The following is a 14093-nucleotide window of genomic DNA, read 5'->3' as shown; positions in this document are numbered from 1 at the left end:
CGCCGCCCGATGCCGCGCCGGCCGGCCGGGGAGCAGGCGCTCGGCCACCAGGCCCGCTCCGCGGATACCGGGGGTGGTGGCCCACACCGGGGACCACGGTCCGGTCGACCGGCGGGTGGTGGAGGGCGTGCAGGGCGCCGCCGTAGACCACGAGGCGCCGGTCGACACCCGCGGCCCGCGCCGACCATCGCCGGTCCGTCCGCCGGGTACTCGACCGTGCGCGTGGTGACCGTCGTGGGACCGGACCGCGGTGCCCGGCGGGCCCGGCCGGGGCGGTGTTCACCACCGGCACACGGTGCCCGTCCCGTCTCCCCGCCCGGCCCTGCCGTATACCGCGGATGCTGTACGGCGCCGATGGGGCGTACACCTCAGGAAGGCCCCCGAGTTCCGCCGTGCGGCAGCCGGGTGGAAGCGGGCCGGCGCTTAGGGTCGGGACATGCAGATCCGAATCCCCCGCCGCCGGGCGGCCGCCACGGCCGCGGCCGTGGCGCTGCTCGCGGGCGCCGGTACGTGGACGGCCGTGGCCTCCGACGACGGGCCCGCCACGCACCGCGAGGACAGAGTGCTGGAGATGCCGGGAGCGAGGATCGACACCTCCTTCTTCACCGCCGGCGCGGACGACGTCCGCCGCCCCGCCGTGCTCCTCGGGCACGGCTTCGGCGGCAGCAAGGAGGATGTGCGCGCCCAGGCCGAGAAGCTGGCCCGTGACGGGTACGCGGTGCTGACCTGGTCCGCCCGCGGCTTCGGGGCCTCGACGGGACGCATCGGGCTCAACGACCCGGACTACGAGGTCAAGGACGTCTCCCGGCTCATCGACTGGCTCGCCGGGCGCCCCGAGGTCCGGCTGGACGGAAACGGCGACCCCAGGGTGGGCGTGTCGGGAGCCTCGTACGGCGGGGCGGTCGCCCTGTCGGCGGCCGGGTACGACCGGCGGGTGGACGCCGTCGCCCCGCAGATCACGTACTGGAACCTGGCGGACGCACTCTTCCCGGACGGCGTCTACAAGAAGCTGTGGGCCGGCATCTTCTTCACCACCGGTACGGTGGCGTCGTCTGACCAGCCCCCCGGCCGCGCGCCCGTCGAGAGCGAGCAGACCCCGGGCCGCGCCCCCGGCCGGGACGGGGCCCCGGGACCGGGCGCCGGGGCGCGGAGCCCGGGTGCCGGACCCCAGGGACCGGCCGGCCGGGCGCGGGGCGGCGCCCCGGCGGCGTCGTCCGCCGGTCCCACCGGTGCCTGCGGGCGGTTCCAGGACGTGCTGTGCGCCCTGTACCAGCGGGTGGGCGTCACCGGGAAGCCGGACGCCGCCGCCCGGGCGCTGCTGGCGGAGCGCAGCCCGTCCGCCGTGGGCGACCGCATCAAGGTGCCCACGCTCATCGTCCAGGGGCAGACCGACTCGCTCTTCCCGCTGCCGCACGCCGATGCCATCGCCAAGGCCGTCCGCGCCAACGGCGCTCCGGTCGCCGTCGACTGGATCGCCGGCGGGCACGACGGCGGTGACCGCGAGACCGAACGCGTCCAGGCACGCATCGGCGCCTGGTTCGACCGGTACCTCAAGGACGACACCGGCGCCGACACCGGCCCCGCCTTCCGCGTCAGCCGCACCGGCGGGGTCGACACCACGGACGGGCAGGCCCGGCTGCGCGGCGCCACCGGCGACGACTACCCCGGCCTCCGGGCCGGTGGCCGCGCCGTCCCCCTCGCGGGCGCCCCGCAGACCTTCCGCAATCCCCCCGGTGCCACCCCGCCCGCCATCTCCGCCGTCCCGGGCGCCGGCGGGGGCCTGTCCCAGCTGTCGGCCCTCGGCGTCGGACTGTCGCTCGACTTCCCCGGGCAGCACGCCCGCTTCGAGTCCCGGCCCCTCAGCGAGCCACTGCGCATCACCGGCACGCCCACCGTCCGGGTCACCGTCGCCTCCGACACCGGCGAGGCGGTCCTCTTCGCCAAGGTGTACGACGTCGGCCCCGACGGCCGCCGCCAGGTGCTGCCCGCCCAACTGGTCACCCCGGTCCGGGTCGAGGGCGCCGAGAACGGCAAGGCGGTCGAGCTGACGCTGCCGGCCATCGACCACGAGGTGGAGGCCGGGCACCGGCTGCGTCTCGTCCTCGCCGCGACCGACCTCGGCTACGCCTCCCCGGCCACCCCGGCGGCCTACACCGTCGGCGTGGCCGGCGCCCTGTCCGTACCGACGGCGCCCGCCGTGCGCACCGAGGCGGCCGGCCTGCCCTGGTGGGTCTGGGGCATGCCGGCCGCCGGCGTCCTGATCGCCGCCGCCCTGCTGCTCACCGCCCGGCGCCGCACCACCGCGCCCCCGCCCGACCCGGCACTCGCCGACGTGCCGCTCACCATCACCGGCCTGACCAAGCGGTACGCCAGGTCCGCCGACCGGTACGCGGTGCGCGACCTGTCCTTCCGGGTCGAGAAGGGCCAGGTCCTCGGGCTCCTCGGACCGAACGGCGCGGGCAAGACCACCACGCTGCGCATGCTCATGGGCCTGATCACCCCCGACGACGGTGAGATCCGCGTCTTCGGCCACGCGATCCGGCCGGGCGCGCCGGTGCTGTCCCGGGTCGGGGCCTTCGTCGAGGGCGCCGGCTTCCTGCCGCACCTGTCCGGCCGGGAGAACCTGGAGCTGTACTGGCGCGCCACCGGCCGCCCCGCCGACGACGCCCACCTCGACGAGTCCCTGGAGATCGCCGGTCTCGGCGACGCCCTGGCCCGCGCCGTCCGCACCTACTCGCAGGGCATGCGGCAACGGCTGGCCATCGCGCAGGCCATGCTCGGCCTTCCCGACCTCCTCATCCTCGACGAGCCGACCAACGGCCTCGACCCGCCGCAGATCCGCGAGATGCGGGACGTGATGATCCGGTACGCGGCCGGGGGCCGTACCGTCATCGTCTCCAGCCACCTCCTGTCGGAGGTGGAGCAGTCCTGTACGCACCTGGTCGTCATGGACCGCGGCCGGCTCGTGCAGGCCGGACCGGTCGCCGAGATCACCGGCGCGGGCGACACCCTGCTCGTCACGACGGCCGGTGACGTACCCGGACCGCTGATCGACAAGCTCGGCGCCCTGCCCGGCCTCGGCTCGGTGGTGCCCGTGGACGGCGGACTGCTGGTCCGACTGGACGGAGCGACCGCCTCCGGCCTGATCGCGGAACTCGTCCGGCTGGACGTCCCGTTGACCGGTGTGGGCCCGCACCGCCGCCTGGAGGACGCGTTCCTCACCCTGATCGGAGGAGGATCCGCATGAGCGCCCCGGTGGAAGCAGCGGTCCAGTCCGCGCCCGGCTACCGCGCCGGGCGCACCCTGCCGCTGCGTGTCGAAGCCGTTCGCCAGCTGAAGCGGCGCCGCACCCTCGTCATGGGGGCCATCCTGGCCGCCCTGCCCTTCGTGCTGATCGCGGCCTTCGCGATCGGCGGCACCCCGGACGGGCGCGGCAACGACCGGATCACCCTGATGGACACGGCGACCGCGTCCGGCGCCAACTTCGCCGCGACGTGCCTGTTCGTGTCGGCCGGCTTCCTGCTGGTGGTGCCGGTGGCGCTGTTCTGCGGCGACACCGTGGCGTCCGAGGCCAGTTGGTCGTCCCTCCGCTATCTGCTGGCCGCCCCCGTGCCGCGCGCCCGGCTGCTGTGGTCCAAGCTGGCCGTGGCGCTCGGATTCAGCGCGGCGGCGATGCTGCTGCTGCCGCTGGTGGCTCTCGCCGCGGGAACGGTGGCCTACGGCTGGGGGCCGCTACGGCTGCCCACGGGCGGTTCCCTCGGCCCGGCGGACAGCCTGCCGCGCCTCGCGCTGGTCGTCGTGTTCATCTTCGTCTCCCAGCTGGTCACGGCGGGACTCGCCTTCTGGCTCTCGACCAAGACCGACGCCCCGCTCGGCGCGGTCGGCGGCGCGGTCGGACTGACGATCATCGGAAACGTCCTGGACGCGGTGACGGCGCTCGGCTCCTGGCGGGAAGTCCTGCCCGCGCACTGGCAGTTCGCGTGGGCCGACGCGCTCCAGCCGCAACTGGAGTGGAGCGGGATGCTCAAGGGCTCGGCGGTGTCGGTGACGTACGCCCTGGTCCTGTTCGCGCTCGCCTTCCGCGGCTTCGCCCGCAAGGACATCGTGTCCTAGCCCGTGCCGTGAGGTTTCGCCCCGCCCGGCCTCACAGCCAGCCGCGACGAGCCGCTTCCGCTCCCGCCCGGAAGCGGCTCGTCGTGCCCAGGGCCCCGAGCAGCTCGCCCACCCGACGGCTGTACGTGCGCCCCGATATGCCCAGCCGCGCGGCGGCCGTCTCGTCGGTGAGTCCCGCCAGCAGGGCCTCCAGCACCGGGCGCAGGTGCGTGGGCAGCACCCCGGGCGGCGCCGGGCACGCCGGGATCTCGTCACCCGTCTCCCACCAGGCGTGGTGGGCCCGGACCAGGGCCTGCACCACGACCGGATCGCGGATCAGCAGCAGCCCGTTGTAGAGCAGTTCGAGGTCGAGGGGGATGACCGCGACCGTACGGTCCACCACGATCATCTTGAAGGGGATGGACTGTGTCAGCCTGGCCCGCCCCGGGGAGCGCGCCGCCCCCGAGGCGTCGGCGGCGGCGACCCTGGACAGCGCGTGGCGGGGCACGATCCGACGCACCGTCGCCACCCGCTCCGTCGCCGTGCGGACACACGTGCCGGCGAGCTCCAGGAAGGGCTCCGGGATCGGCAGGCCGAGGCAGGCGGCCGGGTCGTCGAAGGTCAGCAGCTCATGGCGGGCCGACTCGGTGAGCGCGGCGAGTGTCGCGCAGATCTGTCTCACCCCTCGCACCGGCTGCCCGGCCGGGCGCGGTGCCTGCTGTGGCGCGGCACGCACCGGTGTCGCCTCTCTTAAGGCCGCTCGGCCGAGCACGGAGCCCGGAACGTTGGTCACGGCTGACCACCCCCGCCATCCCCTTGGAACAGACGCCACTCCATGTACGCATGTGACTGCGTACGGTGACAAGGGCGTGTTCGGCGGTTGGCGAGTCCAAGCCAAGCCCTGCGCCGGGCCTCACCGGCCGCTCCCCGTTGCCGCATCGAGACACATCCGCAACACCCCTGTCGGTTCCCGGGCGGCCTCCGCGACGTCACATCCACAAGTGCCGACGTCGCGCGCGGACCCGGGCCGGGCGGACCTGAGACATGGGGGATCGAGTGGACACGTACCGATGGAGGACCGGCCGGGCGCGGCGGGCCGCGCTGGCGGCGGCGCTCGCCGGCGGGCTGCTGCTCGCGGGCTGCTCGGGAGAAGCCGGCACCGACCGCACCGCCGCCCGCGACAGCGGCAACCGGGCGCCCGCTCCCGGCGCGCCCGCTCCCGGCGGCGGGCGGGACGGCGCACCGCGCCCCGGCGCCGACGGCCGGGGCGACGAGGCGCGCGAGGCCCCGCCCGCCGGCCACCTGTCCACCTTCGCGCTGGACGTCGACACCGCCAGTTACGGCTACGCCCGCCGCACGCTCGCCGAGGGGAGGCTGCCCGCGGCGGACACCGTGCGCCCCGAGGAGTTCGTCAACAGCTTCCGCCAGCACTACCCGAAGCCCGACGGCGACGGCTTCACCGTGACCGTCGACGGCGCCCGTACGCGGGCCGACGACTGGTCGCTCGTACGCGTCGGTCTGGCCACCCGGCCCGCCGACCGGCGCGCCCCGCGCCCGCCGGCCGCTCTCACCTTCGTCGTCGACGTCTCCGGCTCCATGGCCGAGCCGGGCCGCCTCGACCTGGTGAAGGAATCCCTCGGCGTCCTCACCGACCAGCTCCGCGACGACGACTCGATCGCCCTGGTCACCTTCAGCGACGAGGCCGAGACCCGGCTGCCCATGACCCGCGTCGAGGGCAACCGCGACCGCGTCCACGACGTCGTCGACGCACTGGAGACCACCTCGTCCACCAACGTCGAGGCGGGCGTGACGGCCGGCTACGACGTCGCCGTCGAAGGACACCGCGAGGGTGCCACCAACCGGGTCGTCCTGCTGTCCGACGCCCTCGCCAACACCGGCGAGACCGAGGCACGGGCCATCCTGGACCGGATCGAGGACGAGCGCCGCGAGTACGGCATCACGCTCTTCGGAGTGGGCGTCGGCAGCGAGTACGGTGACGCGCTGATGGAACAGCTCGCCGACAAGGGCGACGGCCACACCACGTACGTCTCCACCTCCGAGCAGGCCCGCAAGGTCTTCGTCGACCAGCTGCCCGCCCACCTCGAACTGCGCGCCCGGGACGCCAAGGCGCAGGTGGCGTTCGACCCGCGGAAGGTCGCGGAGTTCCGGCTCGTCGGGTACGAGAACCGTGAGGTCGCCGACGACGACTTCCGTGACGACCGGGTGGACGGCGGCGAGGTCGGCCCCGGCCACCAGGTGACCGCGCTGTACGCCGTGAAGACCCGCCCCGGGGCCCTGAGCGGGAACGGCCACCTGGCCACCGCCACCGTCCGGTGGCTCGACCCCGCCTCCCGCGCCCCGCACGAGCGGTCCGGCTCGCTGGCCTCCGGCGCCCTCGCCGGCCGGCTGTGGGACGAGGCCACCGAGCCGGGGCTGCGGGTCGCCGCCGCGGCCGCCTACTTCGCCGACTCGCTGCGCGGCGGGGAGCTGCCGGGCGCGCCCACCCGCGACCAACTCGCCGAGCTGGCGGGCGGACTGGCCCGTACGACCGAATCCGAGGTGGTGGCGGAGCTCGCCGCGTCGATCCGCCGGGCCAACGACCTGAGGGACTGACCGCCCCTCCTGCCGCGCCAGCCGTCCACCGGGCCGTCCGCACGCCGTGCATGGGCCGTCCGCACGCCCTCCGCGAGCCGGGGGCACCGGCCGTCCACCGGCCGTCCACAGGCCCTGACGCCGGGGCCGCGCGGCTGCCATCATGACCGCATGCCGACGCTCCTGCTCGCCCTCGCGGTCCTTTCCACCGGCCTGTACGCGGGATTCATGCTGATCTTCCTGACCGGCATCATGCCCGCGCTGGCCCGGCTGACGGACGAGGAGTTCGTGACGGTCATGCGGCGCGTCAACGAGTACGTGCCCCGCGCGGTGTTCCTCACCGTCTTCGCCGGCACGGTGCTGTTCCCGGCCCTGGCCCTCGCCCTGCCGGCCGGGGACGGGTCCGGCGGCCGGCGGTGGCTGATACTCGCCGGCCTGGTGTGCGCGGCGCTGAACCACCTGGTCACCGTCGCCGGGAACGTCCCGCTCAACAACGCGCTCGCCGCCTCGCGGGGCGGGGGGCCCGGCCCCGCGCGGAAGGCGTTCGAGTCCCGCTGGAACGCCTTCCACCTGGTCCGCACGACACTGATCACGGCGTCCTTCGCCCTGCTGGTCACCGCCTCGCTCGCCTGACCGGGCGTGTGCCGGGCGTGCGCCGTTTGCAGTACGGGAAGTGGCGCGCGGCACCGCGGCGTGTCCGGATGGTCACGTGACCCTCTCTGCGTGGGGGTCGCCCACCGACCGACGAGAAACGGACGAACAAACGTGACCCGCACCCACCGCTGGGCCGCCACGGCCTTCACCTGCCTGGCCCTGACCGGCATAGCCGCCGGTCCCGCCCTCGCCTCGGCCCCCGCCGACGGCGCCACCACCACCCTCCCCACCGACGCGGCGTTCCTGCGCGCCTCCCACCAGGGCAACCTGACGGAGATCGCGGCGGGCAAGGACGCCCAGAAGAACGCCACCACCTCCTGCGTGAAGCACGTGGGCAAGGTGCTCGTCCGCGACCACACCAAGCTCGACGCGGACACCCGGGCCCTCGCCGACAAGCAGGGTGTCGACCTGCCCGCCGCACCCACCAAGGAACAGCAGGACACGCTCGCGGACATCATGTCCAAGGCGGGTACGAAGGCCTACGACAAGGCATGGCTCCACGCCCAGGCCGCCGCACACGAGACGACCCTGGCCCGGATCGACAACCAGATCGCCCACGGCAAGAACACCGAGGTGACCGCCGCCGCCAAGGCCGCCCGCCCGGTCGTCGCGATGCACCTGGACATGGTGCGTGGCGGGGAGTGCCACGCCGCCGCCGCGCCGAAGGCCATCCACGCCGGCAACGGCGGCCAGGTCGCCGCGACGTCCATGGCCGCCGGCGTTCCGGTGGCCCTCGCCGTGCCCGCCGTGGCGCTCGGCGGTGTCCTGGTGGCCGGGGGTGCCTTCTGGGCCGCCTCCCGCATGCGCCGCAACGACAGCCGCTGACCCCGATGGACGCGTCACCGCGTCATGGGCCCGGCCCGGACCGCGTACTGGTCCGGACCGGGCTCGCCGCGGTCGCCACGGCCGTCGTGGCGTACCTCTTCCCGTTCTTCCCGGCTCCGGGGCGGGCGCCCGACGAGGGCATCCTTCCGGGGCCGGCCGCCGCGACCCCGGCCGCCGTCGGCGGCGCGGCCAGGGCGCCGGCGCACTCCCCGCCCGTGGCCCTGGCCATCCCCGGGCACCTGCGCACCGCGCCGGTCGACCCGGTCACCGCCGGCGCGGACGGCGCCATGGCCGTACCGAAGTCGCCCGACCGCCTGGGCTGGTGGGCCCTCGGCGCACCGCCCGGCGCCGCGCACGGCACCGTCCTGCTGGCCGGCCACCTCGACTCGGCCGACGAGGGCGCGGGCCCCCTCGAAGCCCTCCACGACGTACCCATGGGCACGCGCGCGCGGGTCACCGCGGCCGACGGCACGCACCACTCCTACCGCATCGTGGCCCGCCGCACGTACCCCAAGAGCGCCCTGCCCACCGGCCTGTTCACCTCCGGCGGCACCCCGCGCCTGGCCCTCGTCACCTGTGCCGGTCACTTCGACCCCGACGCGCACGCCTACGCGGACAACCTGGTCCTGTACGGGGTGCCGGTCACCTGACGGCCGCCCGCCCGTACCGGCCGGACGCCCGGCCACGGCCCCGACCGCCGGCGCCCGCACCGCCCCGGTCTCCCCGGCCGGACCTCGGGCTGCGCGAACCGACGACGCTCGCCCGCCCGGGCGGTGTGATCGATCTCATCGCCCCCTCGCCGGCGACCCCCGCCTGACGGCGGCCCTCCGCGAGTGGCCGCCACCGCCCGGCGGGACGGCTCCCGACACGGCCTCGGTACAGGCTTCAGCTGGTGAGCGTCAGGAGAAGACCGATCACTCCGAGCACGATGCCGAGACAGATGAGATGTGTCAGGACCCGTTTGTCGTTCAATGTACCCATCCGTTCCCCAGCGCGGTGGGATCGTCCCGGATGAGCTCCCCGGCAAACCGTCGACGGTCGCATACGAGAGCCCACCGGGCACCGGTCCAGCCATTCCCCTGACTGTCCCTCGCCATGCGGCCAGACTGTCCTCATGGCGGATCGGGTCACCGAGCATCTCATCGACCGTTTTGTCAGCGCCCTGCGACCGGTGGTGCCGCTGGTGTCGGTATGGGCACACGGGTCACTGGCCGGAGGGGACTACCGGCCGGGCCGCAGCGATCTCGACCTGATCGCTCTCCTCGGCCGACCGTGCACGGCAGCCGAGGAACAGCAACTCGGCGAGGTGCACGAGGCCCTGGGCCGGGACACCCCCCTCGCGTCGAGGCTGCATTGCGGCTACCCCGCTGTCACGGAGCTGGCCGACACCGCGCGCTCACACCTCACGTGGGCCCACGAGGAGCTGACGCACCGCCCCATCACACCGGTGACCAGGCGTGAACTGCACGAGTTCGGACGCGTCCTGCACGGTCGGCCCCCGGCCGAGACCCTGCCACCGGTGACCGACGGGCAGCTCGCCGACTTCGTCGTCAAGGACCTTCGGGACTTCTGGAGGCCGGCCCTGGACCACCCGGAACGCTGGACGCGCGACGTCTGGGTCGACCTCGGCCTGCTGACCCTGGCCAGAGCGACGACGACCCTGCGGGACGGCGGACTGATCACCAAGGCCGAGGCCCTCGACGTCCTCGCCGAACTGGGTGCCCCCGAAGAGGTCGTGGACGACATCAGGCAGCGCCGCTACGGCTCTCCCGGCCCCGCCGACCAGCAGTGGCTCGACCGACGGGCCGAACTGACGCTCGCCTTCCTCGGGCCCGCGATCGACCAGGTCGTCGCCGCTTCCCGCTGACGCGGCACCTTCAGTGGGCCGGGAACGGTGTCGCGTCGACCCGTTTGCGGCACGGCCATCGGCGAGACCCGGCGGATGCCGGACGGCGCGGAGCCCGCCCGGGCTGGTCGCGGCGGCTGGTACCGCGCCCCTCCAGCGAAAAGCCCTCCCCGACGGGAGGGTAGCGACTTGCGCCCCCGGCAGGACTCGAACCTGCGGCCAAGCGCTTAGAAGGCGCCTGCTCTATCCACTGAGCTACGGGGGCCGGTGGTGGCCTAGTGGCCTGGAGCCCCTGCTGGGTGGTTCCGTGACCTTGCCGGGGACAAGGATAGGGCTCCGATCGCCTTGACCCGGTCGCTTCGCCTGCGTGGCACGATGTGGAGGTTCGGTGAAGCAGACCGATAATCGCAGGCAGGTGCGATTCCCGCAGCGCTTTTCGCGTGTTGCGCCCCGGGTGTTGTCTACTCGTTATGCCTGTGTCCCACTCATCCCGTCTGTCCCATGTGTCTGATCGGCGCGCAGAGAGCGCCATACGCTTCAAAAAGGTCATGAAATTGGGCATTCTTCGCATGTGGTGACCTTGGACGTACGGCCTCAGCTCATCGACGCACTCTCCGCCCTGCGCGACCGTGTCGCCGCCGTGCGTCTTCCACTGCCCCTGCCGGGTGCGCCACGGGCTCGGCAGACACGTGCCGAACTGCTCGCGCAGCTGGACGACTATCTGGTGCCTCGCCTCAAACAACCCGAAGCCCCGCTGCTCGCCGTCATCGGCGGGTCCACCGGGGCGGGGAAGTCCACGCTCGTCAACTCCCTGGTCGGGCGGCGGGTCAGCGAGGCCGGCGTGCTCAGGCCCACCACGCGCACGCCCGTCCTCGTCTGCCACCCGGACGACCACCACTGGTTCGCCGGCGTACGGGTGCTGCCGCAACTCACCCGCGTCCGCACGCCGCAGGACGGGGAGGCAGACGGGGAGGAGGGCGGCGCCGACCGGGCCCTGAGGGTCGAGACCGCCGACACCGTCCCGCGCGGCCTGGCGCTGCTGGACGCCCCCGACATCGACTCCCTCGTCGTGTGGAGCCGCGAACTCGCCGCCGAACTGATCTGCGCCGCCGACGTCTGGGTGATGGTGACCACCGCCTCCCGGTACGCCGACGCCGTGCCCTGGCACCTGCTGCGCACCGCGAAGGAGTACGACGCCACGCTCGTCACCGTCCTCGACCGGGTGCCGCACCAGGTGATCAACGAGGTGTCCCGGCAGTACGAGGCGCTCCTCGCCCGCGCCGGGCTGGGGGACGTGCCGCGGTTCACCATCCCCGAGCTGCCCGAATCGGCGGGCGGCGGCAGCGGACTGCTGCCCGACACCGCCGTCGCCCCGCTGCGCGCCTGGCTCGCGCACCGCGCCCAGGACCCCGCCGCCCGGCAGCAGACCGTGGGGCGCACCGCCGGCGGGGTGATCGACTCGCTGAAGGCGCGGATGCCGGAGCTGGCCGGGGCCGTCGCCGCGCAGTACGCCGCCGCCGTCCGCCTCACCGGCGCGGTGCAGACGGCGTACGAGCAGGAGGGCGAACGGGTGCGCCGCGAGCTGCGGCGCGGCGCCGTCCTCGCCGGGGACGCCCGCACCCGGTGGCGCGGTTACCCCCGCGACTGCTCGGCCACCGAACTGCTCGACGCCCTCGCCGAGTCCCTCACCGCCCTGCTCCAGTGCGCCGTCGCCGCCGCCGACGAGCACGTACGGGAGTCCTGGCGCCGTGAACCGGCCGCCCGTGTGCTGGAGGACGGCGCCGGGGCCCAGGCCGGGCCCGACCGCGAGACCGGTGAGCGCATCGGGATGGCCGTACGGCGCTGGCGGCGCGTCCTGGAGGAGGTGGCCGAGGACGAGGTACGGCGCATGGACCGGGCCGCCGCCCCGGACGCCGAGACGGTGGCGGCGCTGCTGGCCGCCGCGCTGCTCGGCGGGCGCAGGGCCCGGGGCGCGGGCGAGCGGCTCGCCGAACTGCTCGGGGCCCAGGGCGCGCTGCGGCTGCGCGACCGGGGCGGCGAACTGGTCACCGCGTACATCGACCGCGTACTGCACGAGGAGCGGGCCCGGCGGCTCCAGCCGCTGAGGGCCCTCGACGTGACCCCCGAACCACAGGCCGAGCTCATCGCCGCGCTGTCCCGACTGCAGAAGGAGAGGTGACGGCGGTGAGCGCCGTTGACGAACGCTGGGACGACGGGCTGATCGCCCGCCGTGCTCAGGAACAGGCCGACCAGGGCGCGCCCCTGCCGGACGAGCCGCACCTGCCGATCGGTGAGGCGTACGCCGGGACGCTCCGGACCCGCCTGGACGCCCTGCGGGAGCTGGTGGGCCTGTCCAGGACCCGCCTGGACGGCGACACCCTCGCCGAGGCGGGGCGGGTGCTGGAGGAGGCCGCCGCACGGCAGCGGCTGTCGTCGCGGCACACCGTCGTCGCCATCGCGGGGCCCACCGGCAGCGGCAAGTCCGCGCTGATCAACGCGCTGGCGGGCGTACCGGTCTCGGAGACCGGGCTGCGCAGGCCCACCACGGCCAACCCCATCGCCTGCACCTGGTCCGAGGGCGCCGCCGGGCTGCTGGACCGGCTCGCCATCCCGGGGCGGCTGCGGCGCCGGCCGCTCGCGGGCGGGGCCGGCGACGAGGCCCTCCAGGGCCTGGTCCTGGTCGACCTGCCCGACCACGACTCGGCGGTCGTCGCGCACCGCAGGCAGGTCGACCGGGTGCTGGCCCTGGTGGACGCGGTCATCTGGGTCGTCGACCCGGAGAAGTACGCGGACGCCGCGCTGCACGAGCGGTATCTGCGACCGCTCGCCGGCCACGCCGAGGTGACGTTCGTGGTCCTCAACCAGGTCGACCGGCTGCCCGGCGACGCCGCCCACCAGGTGCTGGACGACCTGCGCAGGCTGCTCGACGAGGACGGCATGGCGCTGGGCGAGCACGGCGAACCGGGGGCGACCGTGCTCGCGGTGTCCGCGCTCACCGGGGAGGGCGTGGCGGAACTGCGCGAAATGCTCGGGGCGTTCGTACAGGGCCGCGGCGCCGCCGAACGGCGCCTGTCCGCCGACGTGGACGCGGCGGCGGCACGGCTGCACCCGGTGTACGTCGCGGACGGGCACCCCGGGCTGGGCGAGCGGTCCCGCGAGGACTTCGGCGCCCGGCTCGCGGTCGCCGTCGGCGCGCGGGCCGCCGGGGAGGCGGCGGAACGCGAATGGCGGCGCAACGCGGGACGGGCCTGCGGGACGCCCTGGCTGCGGCTGTGGCGCTGGTACGAGCGGCTGCGCACCCAGGGCGGCGCGCCGGGCGCGGAGGAGGGCGCGGAGCCGGCGGCCGGCGTGGCGGAGGAGGACGAGCTGACCGCCCGCCAGCGCGTCGAGCAGGCGGTCCGGGTGGTCGCGGAGGAGGCGTCGCGCGGACTGCCCGGACCGTGGGCGCAGGCGGTGCGCGAGGCGGCGGTGCGCGGCGCCCGCGGGCTGCCGGAGGCACTGGACGACCTGGCGGTGTCCGTGGCCGCCCCGCCGGCGGGCGCGCGTCCGCCCCGGCCCGCGTGGTGGCCGGCGGCGGTTCTGGCCCAGGCGGCCATGACGCTGCTCCAGTTCTACGGCGCGCTGTGGCTGGTCGGCCAGATCGTGGGCTTCCTGGAACCGGGGCTGGTCCCGCCGGTGCTGATCATGCTGGCGGGCATCGTGGGCGGGCCGCTGGTGGAGTGGGCGTGCGCGGCCGCGGCCCGGGGGCCGGCCCGGAGATACGGGCAGGAGACGGAGCGCCGGCTCCGGGAGGCCGCGGCCGGCTGCGGGCGGGCCATGGTCCTCGATCCGGTCGCCGCGGAGCTGATGCGGTACCGGGAGGTGCGTGAGCGGTACGCCCATGTGGCGCGCGGGCCCGGCGAGGGCGGCGGCGTGGGCGCGGGGGGCGTGGGCGGCGCGGTCGCGGGGACGGGCGCCGGGCTCGCCGGGCATGCGGGCCGGGGCGGCGGTGAAGCCCGGTGGTGACCGGGGTACGGCCGGTCGGACGTCCTCCTTGCGGGTGGTGGAGTTGTCCACCACCGGGGGGTCGTCCACAGGGCCGAGC

10 protein-coding genes and 1 tRNA gene are annotated in these 14093 nt (G+C 75.0%); 9 read left to right on the top strand and 2 right to left on the bottom strand.

Going from position 1 to position 14093, the window contains the following annotated elements:
* The first annotated feature begins 436 nt into the window (after positions 1-436).
* Positions 437-3247, top strand: coding sequence for an alpha/beta fold hydrolase (locus AC07DW_RS03420; protein ID WP_478855922.1), 2811 nt, complete (start codon positions 437-439; stop codon positions 3245-3247).
* Entirely contained in the window at positions 3244-4113 is an 870-nt protein-coding gene (locus AC07DW_RS03415) for an ABC transporter permease (RefSeq protein ID WP_478855921.1), read from the top strand. Before AC07DW_RS03420 ends, AC07DW_RS03415 begins: the two co-directional genes overlap by 4 nt.
* A gap of 31 nt (positions 4114-4144) precedes the next feature.
* On the opposite strand, the gene AC07DW_RS03410 is transcribed toward AC07DW_RS03415, so the two are convergent.
* Entirely contained in the window at positions 4145-4774 is a 630-nt protein-coding gene (locus AC07DW_RS03410) for a DNA-binding response regulator (RefSeq protein WP_478855920.1), read from the bottom strand.
* Between the two features lie 362 nt (positions 4775-5136).
* Between AC07DW_RS03410 and AC07DW_RS03405 the strand changes: the two genes are divergently transcribed.
* From AC07DW_RS03405 to AC07DW_RS03385, 5 genes are all read left to right on the top strand, one after another.
* Positions 5137-6705 (top strand): vWA domain-containing protein, encoded by a 1569-nt coding sequence (locus tag AC07DW_RS03405; RefSeq protein WP_478855919.1) that lies wholly within the window; start codon positions 5137-5139, stop codon positions 6703-6705.
* A 150-nt stretch (positions 6706-6855) separates the two neighbouring features.
* Positions 6856-7317: an anthrone oxygenase family protein gene (locus tag AC07DW_RS03400; protein ID WP_478855918.1), complete on the top strand. Its 462-nt coding sequence runs from the start codon at positions 6856-6858 to the stop codon at positions 7315-7317.
* Between the two features lie 132 nt (positions 7318-7449).
* Entirely contained in the window at positions 7450-8163 is a 714-nt protein-coding gene (locus AC07DW_RS03395) for a DUF4142 domain-containing protein (protein WP_478855917.1), read from the top strand.
* A gap of 5 nt (positions 8164-8168) precedes the next feature.
* A complete protein-coding gene (locus tag AC07DW_RS03390) occupies positions 8169-8813 on the top strand; it encodes a class F sortase (RefSeq protein ID WP_478855916.1) in 645 nt (214 codons plus the stop codon).
* A 464-nt stretch (positions 8814-9277) separates the two neighbouring features.
* On the top strand, positions 9278-10030 hold the full coding sequence (locus AC07DW_RS03385; RefSeq protein ID WP_478855915.1) for a nucleotidyltransferase domain-containing protein: 753 nt from the start codon (positions 9278-9280) through the stop codon (positions 10028-10030).
* Positions 10031-10201: 171 nt separating this feature from the next.
* Here AC07DW_RS03385 and AC07DW_RS03380 read toward each other — a convergent pair.
* Positions 10202-10274 (bottom strand) — tRNA-Arg (locus AC07DW_RS03380).
* A gap of 315 nt (positions 10275-10589) precedes the next feature.
* Here AC07DW_RS03380 and AC07DW_RS03375 point away from each other — a divergent pair.
* Together AC07DW_RS03375 and AC07DW_RS03370 are read left to right on the top strand one after the other, a co-directional pair.
* On the top strand, positions 10590-12188 hold the full coding sequence (locus AC07DW_RS03375; protein WP_478856050.1) for a dynamin family protein: 1599 nt from the start codon (positions 10590-10592) through the stop codon (positions 12186-12188).
* Positions 12185-14014 (top strand): GTPase, encoded by a 1830-nt coding sequence (locus AC07DW_RS03370; protein ID WP_478855914.1) that lies wholly within the window; start codon positions 12185-12187, stop codon positions 14012-14014. Before AC07DW_RS03375 ends, AC07DW_RS03370 begins: the two co-directional genes overlap by 4 nt.
* Positions 14015-14093 lie beyond the last annotated feature (79 nt).

Source organism: Streptomyces sp. NPDC045701 (genome assembly GCF_056432045.1).
This window is presented reverse-complemented; position numbering and strand designations above follow the sequence as displayed.

Excerpts from the sequence above, each read along its gene's own strand:
- AC07DW_RS03405 (WP_478855919.1), top strand. The coding sequence starts at position 5,137 with ATGGGGGATCGAGTGGACACGTACCGATGGAGGACCGGCCGGGCGCGG.
- AC07DW_RS03390 (WP_478855916.1), top strand. The coding sequence starts at position 8,169 with ATGGACGCGTCACCGCGTCATGGGCCCGGCCCGGACCGCGTACTGGTC.
- AC07DW_RS03415 (WP_478855921.1), top strand. The coding sequence starts at position 3,244 with ATGAGCGCCCCGGTGGAAGCAGCGGTCCAGTCCGCGCCCGGCTACCGC.
- AC07DW_RS03420 (WP_478855922.1), top strand. The coding sequence starts at position 437 with ATGCAGATCCGAATCCCCCGCCGCCGGGCGGCCGCCACGGCCGCGGCC.
- AC07DW_RS03400 (WP_478855918.1), top strand. The coding sequence starts at position 6,856 with ATGCCGACGCTCCTGCTCGCCCTCGCGGTCCTTTCCACCGGCCTGTAC.
- AC07DW_RS03385 (WP_478855915.1), top strand. The coding sequence starts at position 9,278 with ATGGCGGATCGGGTCACCGAGCATCTCATCGACCGTTTTGTCAGCGCC.